The organism is Pseudomonas sp. App30, assembly GCF_047947025.1.
Classification (GTDB): Bacteria; Pseudomonadota; Gammaproteobacteria; order Pseudomonadales; family Pseudomonadaceae; genus Aquipseudomonas.
Window position 1 is genome coordinate 137,123 of sequence record NZ_CP133165.1, and the last position, 16,170, is coordinate 153,292.

The following is a 16,170-nucleotide window of genomic DNA, read 5'->3' on the forward strand; positions in this document are numbered from 1 at the left end:
TTACTCCGCTTTCGCGTCAGGGGCGCTGGCGTCGGACACCAGGGTTGCCTTGACTTCATGAGGCACGACTTCAGCGCCGGGCTTGACGAACTGCAGGCCTTCGACGATGACCTTGTCGCCGGCCTTCAGGCCGTTTTCCACCAGCAGCTGGGTGCCGATGGTGCGGTTGGCGGTCAGTTCGCGCAGCTCGACCTTGTTGTCGGGGGTCACCACCAGCGCGGTGGAATGGCCCTTGAGGTCGCGGGTAATACCCAGTTGCGGGGCAAGAATGGCATTTTGCGCAGTACCGGTAGGGATCTGCGCGTGCACGAACATGCCCGGCAGCAACAGGCGGTCGGGGTTGGGGAAGACCGCGCGCAGGGTCACCGAGCCGGTGCTGGGGTCCACCGACACTTCGGAGAACTCCAGGGTGCCTTGTTGCGGGTAGAGCCGGCCGTCTTCCAGGGTCAGGCTGACCTTGGCCTTGGTGCCGCCCTGGGTTTGCAGTTGGCCTGCGTCCAGCGCCCGGCGCAGCTTGAGCATGTCGGCCGAGGACTGGGTGACGTCGACGTAGATGGGGTCCAGCTGCTGGATCGTGGCCAGGGCGGTGGTTTGCCCGTTGGCCACCAGCGCGCCCTCGGTCACCTCGGAGCGCCCGATGCGCCCGCTGATGGGCGCCAGCACCTTGGTGTAGCGCAGGTTGATCTGGGCGCTGCGCACCTGCGCCTCGGCCTGCAGCTGCTGGGCGCGGGCGTTGTCGTATTCCTGCTTGCTGACGGCCTGCTCGTCGATCAGCTGACGGTAGCGGGTGGCCAGCGAGCGGTACTGCTCAAGGCTGGCCTGGACGTTGGCCAGCGTGGCCTCGTAGGTGGCCGGGTCGATCTGGTACAGCTGCTGGCCTGCCTTGATGTCGCTGCCTTCCTGGAACAGGCGCTTGAGCACGATGCCATCGACCTGCGGCCGCACCTCGGCGACCCGGTAGGCGCTGGTGCGCCCCGGCAGGTCCTGGGACAGGTTGACGGTGCCAGGCTGCAGCGTCACCACCCCGACTTCCGGCACCTGGGCCTTGGCGGCAGCCGGCTGCTCCTTGTTGCAGCCACTGAGCAGCGTGGCAATGGCAATCGCCGAGGCGAGTGCGGGGGCTATTGGTTTGAGTTGCATGTAAACCTCGAAACGGGCCCGGACAGCAGGCAGCGCTGTCAGGAGCAATAAAAAGTTGGGCAGGACCAGCAAGGAAAAAACGGTGTTTGTTGTGGTTGGGGCAAGCGGGCGCCGTTGCGGCGCGCAATGTCAGGGAGGGGCGTTGTCAGTCGAGGCGCATGTTACCAGCGGGTATTGAGTTGAATAATGCCGATATCGTGAATGAAGATGTGAGCTGTGCTCATCAATGGCCGCCTTCGCAATCAGCGGCGCGGCAGATACACTGCAGGTCAATTGGACGGTGTGGGCGCAGGCGCTGATGATTCGAACAGGGCTCCCGGAGTTGACGGCATTCGTGGCCATCGCCCAGCAACGCAGTTTCAGCGGTGCGGCGCGCACGCTGGGCGTCTCGGCGTCGGCGCTGAGCCATGCCATGCGTGGCCTGGAGGCTCGGCTGGAGCTGCGGCTGTTCAACCGCACCACGCGCTCGGTGGCCCTGACCGAAGCCGGCGAGCAGTTGTTCCAGCGCGTGCAGCCGCTGCTGGACGACCTGGAGGGCGCGGTCAACGAGGTGACCTCGGCACGCAACACGCCCTCGGGGTCCATTCGCCTCAGCGCCTCGGAATCGTCCTTCACGTTATTGGTGCGGCACGTGATGCCGCGGTTCCTTGAAGCGCATCCCAACATCCATATCGAGTGCACCGCCGACAGCCGCCTGGTGGACATCGTCGCCGAGGGCTTCGACGCCGGCATCCGCCTGTTTGACGATGTGCCCAAGGACATGATCGCCGTGCGCTTCGGCCCCGACGTGCGTTTTGCTGCGGTGGCCTCGCCCGATTACCTGGCCCGGCACCCGGCGCCCCAAGCCCCTGAAGACCTCAAGGCCCACCGCTGCATTCGCTTTCGCTTCGCCAGCGGCGCGCTGCTGCGCTGGGACCTGGAGCACCTGGGCCGCAGCGCCAGTCTCGATGTGGACGGGCCCATGACCATGGACAACCTCAACCTGATGACCGAGGCGGCGCTGGCGGGCATCGGCATCGCCTGGCTGCCGCGCCAGCAGGTCGAGGAGCACCTGCGGCACGGGCGGCTGGTGCACGTGCTGCCCGACTGGGGCCCGTACTACCCCGGCGCCTGCCTTTACTACCCGGCCAACCGCCATCCGCCGCTGGCGTTGCGCTTGTTCGCCGAGGCGCCGCGCGACTGGGTGCGTACGCAAGGGTAGGGGCCGGCCTTAATTGGCGGCGTCTCCGTACCAATAGTGCGCGGTCACCCCGCCGTCCATGAGCAGGTCGCTGCCGGTGATGAAAGTGCCTTCAGGGCCCATCAACAAGGCCGCGACCGCGCCCACCTCGTCGGGCGTGCCGCCGCGCTGCGCCGGGCTGGCGGCGATCATGGCGCGGTAGCCGGCGCCACGCGGGCCGTCGAGCTCGTCCCGGGCCAGGGGAGTGAAGATGATGCCCGGGCTGATGGTATTGACCCGCGCACCGCGCTTGCCCCAGCGCAGGGCCTGGGCCGCCACCCGCAGCGAGTTGCCGCGCTTGGACAGCTGGTAGGCGTTGAGCGGGTCGGTGACCTGGTCGGGTTGCAGCATGGGCAACGCCAGCAGCTCGTCCGTCGGGGTCAGGGCCAGCGCTCGGTTCTGCGCCTGGGACAACGCGGGCAGGCGGTGGCCCGACTGCGAGGCGATAACGACGGCGCTGCCGCCTTTGGCGATGACCTCGCCGAACAGCTCCAGCACCAGTGCGGTGCCATACAGGTCCACGGCCAGGATGGTGGCCGGCGGCGCCTGGGAAGGGGAGACGCCGGCGGCATGGACCACCCCGGTGATGTCGCCGATGGCCACGGCGGTGGCTACCAGGGCTTGCACCGAGGCCCGGGAGGCCACGTCGACACTCGCGGTGCTCACGGCAAACCCGGCGTCGGCCAGCACCTTGGCCGCCGCGTCGGCGTTGGCCTGGCGCAGGTCGGCCAACAGCACGTGCTTGCCGGCGCTGACGCGGCGGGCGATGGCCTGGCCGATGGATCCGGCGCCGATTACCACGGTTACTTCTGTCATGACTGCCTCCTGAACGTTGTGCCGGCACTATAGGGCGACAGGCCCGTGACGATTAGATAGCCAGCGCCGCGTACCCTTGTGAACGCCATTCAGCAGTGCAGGCCCAGGCAGCCGTCGACAGCTTTTATGAGAGTGGTTATTATCCGCACCTTCATTCGCACCCCTGGTTGATCCGCCCTTGTCCACGCCAAGCCCTTGCGCCCCGTCTGCCGCTGACGTCGGCCACCTCTATGTCGATCATGGCGGGTGGCTGCAGCACTGGCTGAGCCGGCGTTTCGGCCATTCCTTCAACGCCGCGGACGTCGCCGACCTGACCCACGACACCTTCGTGCGCCTGCTGCTCAAGCCGCGCCAGTTCGCCGGCAGCGGCGATGCTCGGGCATTCCTGTGCACGGTGGCGCGGGGCTTGTGCATCGACCAGTGGCGACGCCAGCGCATCGAACGGGCGTGGCTGGAGGCGCTGGCGGCGCAGCCGGAGTTCGTCGAGCCGTCGCTGGAATACCGCGCGCTGGTGCTGGAGGCGCTGGAGGAAATCGACGCCATGCTGCGGCGCCTGCCGGGCAAGGCGCGCGAGGCGTTCCTGCTGGCCCAGCTGTATGGCCTGGGCTACCGCGAGATTGCCGCGCGGGTGCAGGTGTCGGAGCGCATGGTGAAGAAGTACATGGCCCAGGCGATGTTCCAGTGCCTGCTGCTGGAAGCGGGCCTGGCGCCATGAGCCATTCCCAGCACCAGGTGCTGCAGCAGGCCGCCGCCTGGTACGCCTTGCTGCGCTCGGAACGTGCCAGCGAGCAGGACCAGGCCAAATGGCGCCACTGGCATGACCAGCACCCCGAGCACCGCCACGCCTGGAGCCTGGTGGAACGGGTGGGCGGGCGCTTTGGCCAGTTCGGCGACAGCGCCGAGAAACACGGCGCCCTGGCGGCGCTGCGGGCAGGTGGCAGCGCCGGCATCAGCCGGCGGCGCACGCTGCTGTCGCTGGGTGGCCTGGGGCTGGCGTCCTGGCTGGGCTGGCGCACGCTGGACGCGGGCGGCAGCGGTTGGTTCGCCGATTACGCTACCCGCACGGGCGAGCACCGCCACGTGGCGCTGGCCGGGGGAGGGCAGCTGTGGCTGAACACCCTGAGCGCCGTGGACCTGCAGCACGACGGCGGCCTCAAGCTGATCAGCGGCGAGATCCTGCTGGATGACCAACAGCGCCGGGGCGCCACCTTCCGCATCACCACGCCGGTGGCCGAACTGACCTCGCAGCAGGCGCTGTTCAACCTGCGCCTGGCCGAAGCCGGCCTGTGCCTGGACGTGTACGCCGGCGTGGTAGAGGTGGCCTGCAATGGCCGCAGCCAGCGCGTGCAACAGGGCCAGCAGTTGCGCGTCGGCCATCAGGGCCTGGGGCCACTGCTGCCGGCCAACGAGGCACACCGCGCCTGGGTCAACGGGGTGATGGTGGCCGACGGCACGCCGCTGGGGCAGGTGGTGGCAGAGCTGGCGCGCTACCGCCATGGCTACCTGGGTTGCGACCCACGGGTGGCGCAGCTGCCGGTGGTGGGGACGTTTTCCATTCGTGATACCGACCGTGCGCTGGCGTCGCTGGCCAGCGCCTTGCCGGTGCGGGTCAGCCGCGTGCTGCCCTGGTGGGTCAGCCTGGAGGCGCGCGCCTGAGCCACGGGCGCGCCTGGGAAAACTTTTTTTCAACACGCGGTTCCCTTTTCGAGGGCCTCGTTCGGTGTCAGGGAAAGCACGCCATTTCACCTACCCAACGTTGCGGAACCGGCCCCATGTCTTCGATCCAAAAACGCACCCGTCGATTCAACCTTTCGCCCCTGGCCATGGTCATTCCCCTGGCGTTCGGCAGCGTGGCCGCCCTGGGCATGGCCAGCGCCCAGGCCGCCCAGGGGGTGCAGACGTTCCACGTGCCCGCAGGCAACCTCACCCTGCAACTGGCGCGCTTCGCCCAGCAGGCCGGCATCGAGCTGGCCGGCAACGCCCAGCTCACCGATGGCCGCACCGGGCCGACCCTGGAAGGCGACTACAGCGTCGACGGCGCCCTGGCCGTGCTGCTCGGCGGCGCCGGGCTGACCGCGCAGAAGCAGGCCAATGGCGCCTACGTGCTGGTGGCCAGCGGCGACCTGCAGTTGGGCGCCACCGAGATCGACTCCAGCACCGACATCAACACCAGCTACCAGCCGGCGCCGCCGACCTCGAGTTCCATCCTGCACAGCGACAAACCCACGCTGAACACCCCGCAGGTGGTGAACGTGGTCACCAGCCAAGTGCTGCGCGACCAGAAGCCGCGCAACCTCGACGACGCCCTGGCCAACGTCAGCGGCATCACCCAGGGCAACACCCTGGCGTCCACCCAGGACACCATCATGAAGCGCGGCTTCGGTGGCAACCGCGACGGTTCGATCATGCACAACGGCATGCCGCTGGTGCAGGGCCGCGGCTACAACGCCGCCGCCGACAGCGTCGAGGTGCTCAAGGGGCCGTCGTCGCTGCTGTACGGCATCATGGACCCGGGCGGGGTGGTCAACGTGGTCAGCAAGCGGCCGTCGCTGCAGGCCTACAACGCCATCACCGCGCGCGCCTCGGGCTACGCCCACGGCCGTGACGGCAGCGGCGGCACCCTGGACAGCACCGGGCCGATCGGCGACACGCCGCTGGCCTACCGCCTGGTGGTGGACTACGAGGACGAGGACTACTGGCGCAACTTCGGCACCCACCGCGAATCCCTGGTGGCGCCGTCGCTGGCCTGGTACGGCGACGACACCCAGGCGGTGTTGTCCTACGAGCACCGCGAGTACCTGACGCCCTTCGACCGCGGCACGGCGCTGGGCAGCAACGGCAAGATCCTCGACATCCCGCGCACCGAGCGCCTGGACGACAAGTTCAACACCATGGAAGGCCGCTCGGACCTGACCCAGCTGCTGATCGACCACCAGTTCGACGACAACTGGAAGGGCCACCTGGGCTACAGCTGGAACCGCGAGACCTACGACGCCAACCAGCTGCGCATCTCCAAGATCGCCGCGGACGGCACCGCCACCCGCAGCAACGACGCCACCCACGGCGCGGTGAGCACCGACAGCTACGTGATTGCCTCGATGGAAGGCAGCGTTGGCGTGGCCGGTTTGCAGAACGACCTGCAGTTCGGCGCCGACAACGAGAAGCGCAAGATCTACCGCGCCGACCTGCTGCGCGAGACGCCCACCAGCGGCTTCAACGTCTACGACCCGGTGTATGGCCAGCTGAGCCCGTCTTCCACCGTGTCGGCCAGCGACAGCGACCAGACCGACAAGCTGCGCGCCCAGTCGCTGTTCCTGCAGGACGCCGTGCACCTCACCGACCAGTGGACCCTGGTGCTCGGTGGCCGCTACCAGATGTATGACCAACTGGCCGGCAAGGGCCGCCCGTTCAAGGCCAACACCGACATTAACGGCCAGAAGTTCCTGCCCCGCGCCGGGCTGGTGTACCAGTACAACGACATGCTGTCGTTCTACGGCAGCTACACCGAATCGCTGAAGCCGACCTCCAGCATCGCCCAGCTGTCCAGCGGCGTGACCATCGACTCCTCGGTGCTGCCCGAGCACGCCAAGTCCTATGAGATCGGCGCCAAGCTGGAGATCCCGGGGCGCATCACCGGCACCCTGGCGCTGTTCGACATCGACAAGAAGAACGTGCTGGTCTCGCAGTACAACAGCGCCACCGCCACCACCGACTGGCGCACCAGCGGCGCCGCCCGTTCGCGCGGCGTGGAGCTGGACGTGAGCGGCGAGATCACCGACGCCTGGAGCCTGATCGGCAGCTACGCCTACCTGGACGCCATCACCACCAAGGACCAGCTGTACGAGGGCAACCGCCTGTGGAACACCGCACGCCAGACCGCCTCGTTGTCTGCGGTGTACGACTTCGGCAACATCTTTGGCGGCGACCGCCTGCGGGTCGGCAGCGGCGCGCACTACGTGGGCGAACGCCCGGGGGACTCGGCCAACAGTTTCTACCTGCCGGCCTACACCACGGTGGATGCCTTCGCCTCGTACGACACGCACCTGGACGGCCACAAGGTGAACCTGTCGCTGAACGTCAAGAACCTGTTTGACCGCACCTACTACACCTCCAGCGTCAACCAGTACTTCATCTCCATGGGCGATGTGCGCCAGTTCATCCTGTCCTCGACGCTGGAGTTCTAAGCCATGCGCACATTGCAAACGATGGCCCTGGCCCTGGCGTTGCTGGGCACCCAGGCCCAGGCCGACGATGGCCTGTTGTACCGTATCAGCGCCGTGCGCACCTTGCCTGGCAGCGGCCACAGCTGGGGCTTCGCCGCGCTGGACCCGGCCCGGCCGCTGCTGCTGATTGCCCGGCGCGAGAACGGCCTGACACCGTTCGACGTCGACAAGCAGCAGGCGCTGCCGACCCTGGCCAACACTACTGGCGCCAACGCCGTGGCGTTCGTGCCCGGGCACAACCGCGCCTACGTGGCCAACATGGACGGCACCCTGGGCATCCTCGACCTTGCGCAGTTGAAGGTGCTCCAGCGCCTGCCGGTGGACAGCGGCAACCTCAACAACCTGCTGTATGACGCGCACAGTGACCGGGTGATCATCACCAGCGGGCGTCGCGGCGACCACTCGACGCTGTACCTGCTGGACCCGGCCACCGACCGGCTGGTGGGCCAGCGCGATATTGCCGCGCGCAAGCTCGACGGTCCCATCGGCCTCAGCGATGGCCGCTTCATCGTGCCGCTGCGCGACGAGGACCAGGTCGCCGTGCTCAGTGGCCCGCTGCTGGCGCAACAGCGCTTGCTCAGCTTCCCCGGTTGCCATCAACCCAGCGCGCTGGCGGCGGACGAGCAGGGCGGTCGGCTGTTCATCGCTTGTCGCGGTGGCCAGCCGCAGCTGGTGATCGCTGACCTTGCCAGCGGCGCGCCGTTGCAGACGCTGCCCATCGGCCGTGCGGTCAACGCCATGGCGTTCGACGCCGCCCGCCAGCAACTGCTGATTCCCAGCGGCGCCGACACCAGCCTGGGCGTGGTGGGCAAGGCCGCCGACGGCAGCTTCCGCCTGCTGGGCAGCCTGGGCACGCGGCCATGGGCGCACAACATGGTGTTCGACGCCGCCAGGGCCAGCGTCTACCTGCTGGCGATGGACTTCACCCAACCGGCGCCCACCACGGCGGTGCCCAAGCCTGACCCGCAGTTCCACCCGGACACCTTCAGTGTCCTGACCTTGAAGGCGCAGTAAGGGTGAATGGGGCGTTTCGGCGCTCCATGCAGTCTGATAGCCTGCAGATCGGTTCCCCGTACGCAGCCTTTGAGACCCCATTATGCCGATGTCAAAACTCGACGCCCTCGACTCGGACATCGTCCGCGAGTTGCAGGAAGACGGTCGTCGTCCGTTCCGTGAAGTGGCCCGCAACCTGTCGGTGCCCGAAGCCACCGTACGCACCCGGGTCAAGCGCCTGCAGGACCAGGGCATCCTGCAGATCCTGGCGTTCACCAACCCGGCCAAGCTGGGCGACGCCAAGCTGGCGCTGATGTTCGTCAACGTCGCGCCGCAAGACCACGAACGGGTGGTGGACACCCTGGGGCGCTGGACCGAGGTCAGCTACCTGTCCACCACCATGGGCACCGCCGACATCTGCGTGCAGGTGCTGTGCCGCGACAACGACGCCCTGTGGGCGCTGAAGCAGCGCATTCGCGCCTTGCCGGGGGTAGAGGAGGTGCGGCTGATGCAGGAAGTGAAGGTGCACAAGATCCGCTTCACCATTCCCGCCTCCGAGATCGAGCTGTAACCTCCGACCTGGCTTCTGCGCATAACGGCACGGCTTTTTACGCGTATTGCGCAATATTTCATTTATCTGATTGCGACACGCATCGGTGCCCCGACCTGGGGCACCGCGCCCCCACCTGTCCGCTGCAAGCCGTCTGCGGCCTGCGCGCCGTATTGGTGCAGCTATAATCAATGGAATTATCGCGTATCCATGCGCGACATAATCTGCGCATTGCGCAGTTTTGTGGCAATAAAACCGTGCTAATGCGCAGAAAAGATGATTATTATTGACCCATCACAAGCTGTTACAAAAAAATAGCGAATGAGGGTGAAACACCATGCACGAGAGCACCGACGGCCACGCGCCGCAGCAAGGTTTCGAGAAGACGATTCGCTGGTGGGATGGCGTCGCCATCACCCTCAGCCTGCCCGCGGCGCTGTTCGTGGGCCTGGGCTATTCCATGGGCGCCATCGGCGCCTGGGCGGCGGTGGCGCTGTGGGCCACCATTGCCGCGGTGGCCGCCCTGCATAACTGGGTGTACTCGGAAATGGGCGCCATGTTCAGCCACAAGTCCGGCGGCATCGCCCTGTACGCCAACGAGGCCTGGAGCCGCCGTGCACCGGCGCTGGGCCCGCTGGCCACCTATGCCTACTGGTTCGCCTGGGCCACGGCGCCGGCCATCTGGGGCCTGGCGGTGGCGCAGATCCTCACCGAGCAGTTCTGGCCCAACGCAACCTATAGCCTCGACCTGGGCCTGGTGCAGCTGGACCTGCCCAAGCTGATCGCTTTGGGCGTGGCGCTGCTGTCGTGGGCGCTGAGCATGATCGAGCTGCGCTTCACCATGATCCTCATCACCCTGGCCGGGGTGCTGCTGATGATTCCGGTGGTGATCTTCGGCAGCGGCGCCTTCGCCTCGCACCTGTGGAGCAGCGCCAGCTTCACCTGGCGCATTCCCGCCGGCGTTGAAGGCGCGCGCACGGTGCTGGCGTGGCTGTTCGTGATGGCCTGGTCGGCCTACGCGGTGGAGGCGGCGGCGTCGTTCATTCCCGAGTACCGCGACACCGTGCGCGACACCCGCAAGGCCCTGCGCGTGTCGGCGATGATCCTGCTGCTGGTGTTCACCCTCACGCCCCTGGGCCTGGCCGGCCTGCTGGGCGAGCAGACCCTGGCCAACCAGCCCAACGGTTTTCTGCAAGCCGGCGCCGTGGCGCTGCTGGGCGGCGGGGCGGCGGCCATTACCCTGGTGCTGATCGCCGGCATCCTGGTGCTCTCGGTGATGGGTACGGCGGACGCGGCGCGGGCGCTGTACCAAAGCTCGCGCGACGGCCTCACCGTGCGCCAGTTCGGCGTGCTCAACCGCAACGGCGTGCCCGCCCGGGCGGTGACCGTGCAACTGTTGATCAACGTGGCGCTGGTGCTGTTCGTGGGCAACGCGCTGGCGGTGATCGTGGCGGGCAACGTCGGCTACGTGCTGGCGCACCTGCTGGCGGTGGCCGGTTTCGTGGTGCTGCGCAAGGACCAGCCCGACACCCCACGGCCGATTCGCCTGCCACGACGCTGGCTCGGCATCGCCGCGGCGCTGGCGCTGTTCGACGGGCTGATCCTGCTGGTGGGCATCACCAGCAGCGCCATCACCGGCTACGGCGGCTACAAGGAAGTGGCCATCGCCATCGCGGTGCTGGCGGTTTCCCAGGTCATGTACCGCTGGCGCCAGTGGCAGGACCGCAAGCAGCCTCCGGCCGTGCCCCTGCGCACGTAGCCGCTGCCGCCAGGCTGCGCTGGCCCGCATTGCAACGCAGACATCCCGGTTGAACTCCCTGGCCAGCGCAGCCTTCGGCAGCGGCTACGGGAACACTTTTCTTCAAGGAACTTCGCCATGAGCATTGATCACTCATTCGGCCCCGTGTGGCCGAACCGCAGCCCCGTGGCTGTGTCCCTGACCTTCGACGTCGACGCCGAAGCCGGCCTGCTGGGCGACAGCCCCAGCTTTGCGCGGCGCCTGACCGCGCTGTCCGAAGGGCGCTTCGGCGTGACCCGTGGCGTGCCGCGCATCCTCGAGCTGCTGGCGCGCCACCACCTCAAGGCTTCGTTCTTCGTGCCCGGCCACACCGCCGACAGCCACCCCGGCCTGGTCGAGCAGTTGCTCAAGGCCGGCCACGAAGTGGGCCACCACGGCCACCTGCACCTGCGCAGCGACAAGGTGTCGGTGCAGGAGCAGCAGGACGAAATGCACCGCGGCCTGGAAGCCCTGCAACGCGCTGGCGCACCGAAGCCCGCCGGCTATCGCTCGTCGTCGTGGGAACTGACCCCCGAGACCTTCGCGCTGATCGTCGAGCACGGCTTCCAGTACGACTCCAGCTGCATGGGCGACGACCGCCCGTACTTCGAGCGCTGCAACGGCCAGCAGATCCTCGAGCTGCCGGTGCACTGGTCGCTGGACGACTGGCCGATGTTCGGCTGGGGCATCGACAACGGCGGCAATTTCACCCACCCGCGCACCCTCACCGACGTGTGGCTGGCCGAGTACGAGTCGGCGCGCCGCGACGGCCGCCACACCACCTTCACCATGCACCCGGAGGTGATCGGCCGCGCCGCCCGCTTCGAGCAACTGGAGCGCTTCGTCGAGCGCCTGGTCAGCGACGGCGACGTGTGGTTCGCGCGCCTGGATGAAGTCGCCGCCCAGGTGGCGCCGCAGCTGGAGCGCACACGATGACCTACGTCTTCCGTTCCACCGTCAGCGATCCCCATGGCCGTGGCCGCGAGTTCGGCGAATGCCACGCCGCGCAGATCAAGGCATCGGTGCAGGCCTACCGCGGCCTGTTCGAGCGCACCGCGCAACGCCCTGTGGACCTGCTGGGCCTGGGCGCCCAGGCGCTGGAGAAAATCGCCGCCTTCGCACCACCCCTGCACGCCGAAATCCTCGGCATGGCCGAAGGGGCAGGGCTGGACCCTCGCGAGCTAGGCGCCATCAACGCCCGCACCGAGATCCTTGCCTACGCCGGTGCCACGTTGCGTGGCGAGTGCTCCACCGTCGTCCTTCTCGACCCGCAGTCGCCCATGCCCATCTCGGTACAGACCTGGGACTGGTACGCACAATTCGCCCCGCAGTGGCTGGTGTGGGAGATCCCCCATGGCGATGGGCGCATGACCACCACGGTGACCGAGTACGGCATCGTCGGCAAGATCGGCGTCAACCGGCAAGGCCTGGGCGTGCACTTCAACATTCTTCACCACGCCACCGATGGCCAGGGCATCGGCGTGCCGGTGCACGTGGCGTCGCGCTGGCTGCTGGACAGCACCGCCGATTTCAACGACGCCCTGCAGCTGCTGGCCGCTACCCGCTTCTCGGCGTCCAGCGTGCTGACCGTGGTCACCGCCAAGGGCGGGGAGAGCAGCGCGGTGTCGGTGGAGCTGTACCCCGAAGGCCCGGCCTTCGTGTTCCCCGGCGCCGACGGCCTGCTGGTGCACACCAACCATTTCCTCGATGGCCGCGCCAAGGCCGGCGACACCGAGTGGGCCACGTACCCCGACACCCTGGTGCGCCACGACCTGCTCACCCGGCGCCTGGCCAACCGCCGCGACCTTGCCGCCGGCCAGATCATCGCCGCCATGAACAGCCACCTGGGCAGCACCGGTGCCGTGTGCTGCCACCCGGACCCGGCCAGCAGCGCCGACCAGTACCAGACCCTGGTCACGGTGGTGCTCGACGTGCCGGCCGGCACCCTGCAGGCCCTGGCGGGCGGGCCCTGCGCCCACGTCAACCATTCCTGACCGATACCCAACGGAGAACCGCGCATGCTCAAGCTCAAACGCATCGACAACATGGACATCCTCACCCACGACGTACAGCGCCTGGTGGACTTCTACCACGGCACCCTGGGCCTGGGCTTCTTCCTGCCCTACGTGGCCGAGGAACGCTGGGCCGCCATCGAGACCGGCAACCTGACCCTGTACCTGTTCCACACCGACAACCCGGCCCGCGTGGCACGCCGCACCGCCGTGAACGTGGAAGACCAGCCCGGCTTCGACTCCTTCGCCTTCGAGGTGGAAAACCTGGACGAGGCCATCGCCTACCTGGACGGCAAGGTGCAGTGGGTGACCGACCAGCCCATCGCCTGGCAGCACCCCAGCGGCACCCACTACCGCTACCGGCCGATGTTCGACCCCGACGGCAACATGCTCTACATCACCGAACCGCACAAAGCGTGACGCCCTGGCCACCTGGAGAACAATAAAATGACAGCGACTGTTTCCGCCCAAGCCGCCAAGCTCGCCCCCCAGCCCGTGCTGGACCTGGCCCCCGAGGCGCAGACGTTCACTGGCCGCGTGGCCCTGGTCACCGGCGCCGGCCGCGGTGCCGGCCGTGCCCACGCCCGCCTGCTGGCCGCCCGTGGCGCCGCGGTGGTGGTCAACGACATCGACGCCGACGTGGCCCAGGCCACCGCTGTCGAGATCAATGAGGCAGGCGGCACCGCCATCGCCCTGGCCTGCGACATCACCACCCGCGACAACGCCGAGCGCTTGATTGCCCAGGCCGTGGAGCACTTCGGCCAGCTGGACATCCTGGTGCACAACGCCGGGATGATGTACTCGCTCACCGGCCTTGAAGCCACCGACGACGCCAACTTCAACCAACTGCTGGCGATCAACGTGCACGCGCCGCTGTACCTGACCCGCGCGGCACTGCCGGCGCTGCGCAACAGCCGCGCGCCGCGGGTGATCTTCATCAACTCGCAGTGGGGCCAGGTGCCGGACGGGCACTCCTACGCCTACATGGTCTCGAAGACCGCGCAGCTGGGCCTGATGAAAACCATGGCCAAGGAGTTCGTGGGGCAGGGGATTCTGGTCAACGCCATTACCCCGGGCGCGATCCTGACGCGCATGGTGCCGGAGGAGTACGTGGAAGGCGAAAAAGCCAACATTCCCCTCGGCCGCCTGGTGCACCCCGAGGAAATCGCCGCCGCCGTGGCGTTCCTGGCCAGTGACGAGGCGGCGTTCATCACCGGCCAGGTGCTGGCGGTGAACGGTGGTGCGCTGGTGGTGGGTATCTAAGCAAGGCCTGATGAGGACACGAACATGACCAATACAATGACTCAACGCCAACGCGCCGAAGCGGCCATGCGCCGCCAGTGGTTCCCGGTGGCCCGCAGCGTCGACTTGACCACGCCGCAATCGGCCACCTTGCTGGGCCAGCGCCTGGTGGTGTACCGCACCGCCTCCGGCCAGGCCGTGGTGCAGGACGCCCGCTGCCCGCACCGCGGCGCCGACTTCGCCCTGGGCCAGGTGCACGGCGAGAACATTGCCTGCCCGTACCACGGCTGGCAGTTCGCGGCCGCCGACGGCAAGTGCAGCCACGTGCCGTCGCTGGAAGACCAGTGCAAGATCCCGCCCCAGGCGAAGATTGCCACTTACCGCGTCATCGAGCGCTTCGCCCACGTGTGGACGGTGCTGGAAGACCCGGTCGAGGACCTTTACGATCCCCAGCAGTGGAAAGACGTGGACCTGCAATGGCTGGCCGCCGAGCCGCTGCATTCGCCCACCGGCGTGGCCGTGGCCATCGAGAACTTCCGCGACGTGGCGCATTTCCCCTTCGTGCATTTTGTCTCCATGGGCCCCAGCAAGCACGTGGTGGAACCGCTGAAGGTGCGCCGCGACGGCCTCGACATTGTCATGGAGCGGCCACTGGACGCCGGCGATGGCGAGTGGGCCAACGACGGCGACTGCATGATGTATTACCACTGCGCCGCCCCGGGCCTGGCCACCATCACCTACGACTACGAGCGCCTGGGCAAGCGCGTGGTCGCCGGCTTCCCGTGCCCGGTGGCCTACGACGAGGTGAAAATCTTCTGGGGCGTGGCCAACGCCGTCGACTTCAAGGGCGCCAGCCTCGAGGAAAACCTGCGCATCGAAGAGATGGTCTACCTGGAAGACATGCCCATTGCCGCCGGCATCTTCCCGCGGGAAATCGACTGGGACGGCGTGTTCGTCGAGCACTCGGTGCCCGCCGACCTGTTCACCCTCAACTACCGCCGCGCGTTCCGCGAGTTCATCGACCGCGCAGTGCCGGAAGGTGCGGCATGAACCGCCCGGCCCAGGACCGGGAGGTGCTGATCAGCGCCATGCGCCTGGAGGCCGAGGGCGTGATGGCCCTGGAACTGCGGGCGCTGGGCGCAGATTCCGTGCCCGAGTGGCAGGCGGGGGCGCACATTGACGTGCGCCTGCCGTCGGGCACCGTGCGGCAGTACTCGTTGTGCGGCGATCCGTCGGACCGCCGCCACCTGCACATTGCCGTGCTGCGCGAGGCCACGGGCCGTGGCGGTTCACGGGAGATCCACGAAGAGCTGCGCGTGGGGCAAATGCTGGCCATCAGTACGCCGCGCAACGCCTTCGCCCTGGCGCCGGCGGCGGCCTACCAGTTCGTCGCCGGTGGCATAGGCATCACCCCAATTTTGCCGATGATCCTGGCGGCCGAGCGGGCAGGGGTGCCGTGGCACCTGGTGTACGGCGGGCGCTCGCGGGCCTCCATGGCATTTCTCGAACGCCTGCTGCCCCATGTCGGCGACCACGTGCAAATCCTCCCGGCCGACGAGTTCGGCCTGCTGGACCTGGACGCCATCGCCGCCCGCGCCGCCGCCGGCGCCGAGACCTACAGCTGCGGCCCCGGCGTATTGCTGGACGCCCTGACCGCGCGCTTCCAGGCCCAGGAACTGGGGCAGCGCCTGCACCTGGAGCGCTTCAGCGCAGCGCCGTTGCCGGTGGCAGAGGGCGAGGGCGGTGAGCTGAAAGTGATCCTCGCCCGCAGCGGCCTGGAGGTGGACGTGCCGGCGAAGCGTTCGATCATGCATGCGTTGCGCGACGTCGGCATCGAGGTGCCGTCGTCCTGTGAGCAGGGCGTGTGCGGAATGTGTGAAACGCGGGTACTGGATGGCGTGCCGGACCATCGCGACATGCTACTGACAGACCGCGAGCGGGCGCGCAACAACGTGATGATGGTGTGCTGTTCACGCGCGAAAACCCCCACACTGTTACTAGACCTGTAGCAGCGGCCCACAGGCCGCGTCATGGCCCGCCACGGAGCTGGCAAGGGACGCGGCCTCGCGGCCGCTGCTACGGGGCTTTGGGCAACATCGTACCGTAGCAGCGGCCCAGCGCGGAGGCGGGCATTGGAATCGTACGTAATACGTATCAAATGATGGTCACGCCTTGCGAAGCGATGGATAACGGATGGT

General features: G+C 67.7%; 15 protein-coding genes. 13 read left to right on the forward strand and 2 right to left on the reverse strand.

Going from position 1 to position 16,170, the window contains the following annotated elements:
• Complete coding sequence (locus RAM80_RS00595) at positions 1–1,140, reverse strand: efflux RND transporter periplasmic adaptor subunit (protein WP_416424293.1); 1,140 nt, start codon at positions 1,138–1,140, stop codon at positions 1–3.
• Between the two features lie 298 nt (positions 1,141–1,438).
• Here RAM80_RS00595 and RAM80_RS00600 point away from each other — a divergent pair, with 298 nt between their 5' ends.
• A complete protein-coding gene (locus RAM80_RS00600) occupies positions 1,439–2,341 on the forward strand; it encodes a LysR substrate-binding domain-containing protein (protein ID WP_416427604.1) in 903 nt (300 codons plus the stop codon).
• Between the two features lie 9 nt (positions 2,342–2,350).
• Here the strand turns inward: RAM80_RS00600 and RAM80_RS00605 are convergent, their stop codons facing one another.
• Positions 2,351–3,175, reverse strand: a complete 825-nt coding sequence (locus tag RAM80_RS00605; protein WP_416424294.1) for an SDR family oxidoreductase — start codon at positions 3,173–3,175, stop codon at positions 2,351–2,353.
• Between the two features lie 178 nt (positions 3,176–3,353).
• Here RAM80_RS00605 and RAM80_RS00610 point away from each other — a divergent pair, with 178 nt between their 5' ends.
• The 12 genes from RAM80_RS00610 (at position 3,354) to RAM80_RS00665 (ending at position 15,981) form a co-directional block, all read left to right on the forward strand.
• Positions 3,354–3,890, forward strand: coding sequence for a sigma-70 family RNA polymerase sigma factor (locus RAM80_RS00610; protein ID WP_416424295.1), 537 nt, complete (start codon positions 3,354–3,356; stop codon positions 3,888–3,890).
• Positions 3,887–4,831 carry a DUF4880 domain-containing protein gene (locus tag RAM80_RS00615; RefSeq protein WP_416424296.1) on the forward strand — a complete coding sequence of 315 codons (945 nt, stop codon included), beginning with the start codon at positions 3,887–3,889 and terminating at the stop codon, positions 4,829–4,831. The genes RAM80_RS00610 and RAM80_RS00615 overlap by 4 nt, the downstream gene beginning before the upstream one ends.
• A 116-nt stretch (positions 4,832–4,947) precedes the next feature.
• On the forward strand, positions 4,948–7,359 hold the full coding sequence (locus RAM80_RS00620; RefSeq protein ID WP_416424297.1) for a TonB-dependent siderophore receptor: 2,412 nt from the start codon (positions 4,948–4,950) through the stop codon (positions 7,357–7,359).
• A 3-nt stretch (positions 7,360–7,362) separates the two neighbouring features.
• A complete protein-coding gene (locus RAM80_RS00625) occupies positions 7,363–8,412 on the forward strand; it encodes a YncE family protein (RefSeq protein WP_416424298.1) in 1,050 nt (349 codons plus the stop codon).
• Between the two features lie 82 nt (positions 8,413–8,494).
• The gene (locus tag RAM80_RS00630) at positions 8,495–8,962 is read left to right on the forward strand and encodes an Lrp/AsnC family transcriptional regulator (protein WP_416424299.1); all 468 of its coding nucleotides are present in this window, start codon (positions 8,495–8,497) and stop codon (positions 8,960–8,962) included.
• Positions 8,963–9,278: 316 nt separating this feature from the next.
• Positions 9,279–10,700 (forward strand): APC family permease, encoded by a 1,422-nt coding sequence (locus tag RAM80_RS00635; RefSeq protein ID WP_416424300.1) that lies wholly within the window; start codon positions 9,279–9,281, stop codon positions 10,698–10,700.
• Between the two features lie 117 nt (positions 10,701–10,817).
• A complete protein-coding gene (locus tag RAM80_RS00640) occupies positions 10,818–11,654 on the forward strand; it encodes a polysaccharide deacetylase family protein (protein ID WP_416424301.1) in 837 nt (278 codons plus the stop codon).
• Complete coding sequence (locus RAM80_RS00645; protein WP_416424302.1) at positions 11,651–12,712, forward strand: C45 family autoproteolytic acyltransferase/hydolase; 1,062 nt, start codon at positions 11,651–11,653, stop codon at positions 12,710–12,712. Before RAM80_RS00640 ends, RAM80_RS00645 begins: the two co-directional genes overlap by 4 nt.
• Before the next feature lie 24 nt (positions 12,713–12,736).
• Entirely contained in the window at positions 12,737–13,150 is a 414-nt protein-coding gene (locus tag RAM80_RS00650; protein ID WP_416424303.1) for a VOC family protein, read from the forward strand.
• 27 nt (positions 13,151–13,177) lie between these two features.
• Positions 13,178–13,993, forward strand: coding sequence for an SDR family NAD(P)-dependent oxidoreductase (locus RAM80_RS00655; protein WP_416424304.1), 816 nt, complete (start codon positions 13,178–13,180; stop codon positions 13,991–13,993).
• A 24-nt stretch (positions 13,994–14,017) separates the two neighbouring features.
• Positions 14,018–15,022 (forward strand): Rieske 2Fe-2S domain-containing protein, encoded by a 1,005-nt coding sequence (locus RAM80_RS00660; RefSeq protein WP_416424305.1) that lies wholly within the window; start codon positions 14,018–14,020, stop codon positions 15,020–15,022.
• Complete coding sequence (locus RAM80_RS00665) at positions 15,019–15,981, forward strand: PDR/VanB family oxidoreductase (RefSeq protein ID WP_416424306.1); 963 nt, start codon at positions 15,019–15,021, stop codon at positions 15,979–15,981. Before RAM80_RS00660 ends, RAM80_RS00665 begins: the two co-directional genes overlap by 4 nt.
• Positions 15,982–16,170: the final 189 nt, after the last annotated feature.

Bases quoted from the DNA above. Each gene is read 5' to 3' on its own strand.
- RAM80_RS00595 (WP_416424293.1), bottom strand. From the start codon at position 1,140: ATGCAACTCAAACCAATAGCCCCCGCACTCGCCTCGGCGATTGCCATT.
- RAM80_RS00600 (WP_416427604.1), top strand. From the start codon at position 1,439: ATGATTCGAACAGGGCTCCCGGAGTTGACGGCATTCGTGGCCATCGCC.
- RAM80_RS00605 (WP_416424294.1), bottom strand. From the start codon at position 3,175: ATGACAGAAGTAACCGTGGTAATCGGCGCCGGATCCATCGGCCAGGCC.
- RAM80_RS00615 (WP_416424296.1), top strand. From the start codon at position 3,887: ATGAGCCATTCCCAGCACCAGGTGCTGCAGCAGGCCGCCGCCTGGTAC.
- RAM80_RS00620 (WP_416424297.1), top strand. From the start codon at position 4,948: ATGTCTTCGATCCAAAAACGCACCCGTCGATTCAACCTTTCGCCCCTG.
- RAM80_RS00625 (WP_416424298.1), top strand. From the start codon at position 7,363: ATGCGCACATTGCAAACGATGGCCCTGGCCCTGGCGTTGCTGGGCACC.
- RAM80_RS00630 (WP_416424299.1), top strand. From the start codon at position 8,495: ATGCCGATGTCAAAACTCGACGCCCTCGACTCGGACATCGTCCGCGAG.
- RAM80_RS00635 (WP_416424300.1), top strand. From the start codon at position 9,279: ATGCACGAGAGCACCGACGGCCACGCGCCGCAGCAAGGTTTCGAGAAG.
- RAM80_RS00640 (WP_416424301.1), top strand. From the start codon at position 10,818: ATGAGCATTGATCACTCATTCGGCCCCGTGTGGCCGAACCGCAGCCCC.
- RAM80_RS00645 (WP_416424302.1), top strand. From the start codon at position 11,651: ATGACCTACGTCTTCCGTTCCACCGTCAGCGATCCCCATGGCCGTGGC.
- RAM80_RS00650 (WP_416424303.1), top strand. From the start codon at position 12,737: ATGCTCAAGCTCAAACGCATCGACAACATGGACATCCTCACCCACGAC.
- RAM80_RS00655 (WP_416424304.1), top strand. From the start codon at position 13,178: ATGACAGCGACTGTTTCCGCCCAAGCCGCCAAGCTCGCCCCCCAGCCC.
- RAM80_RS00660 (WP_416424305.1), top strand. From the start codon at position 14,018: ATGACCAATACAATGACTCAACGCCAACGCGCCGAAGCGGCCATGCGC.
- RAM80_RS00665 (WP_416424306.1), top strand. From the start codon at position 15,019: ATGAACCGCCCGGCCCAGGACCGGGAGGTGCTGATCAGCGCCATGCGC.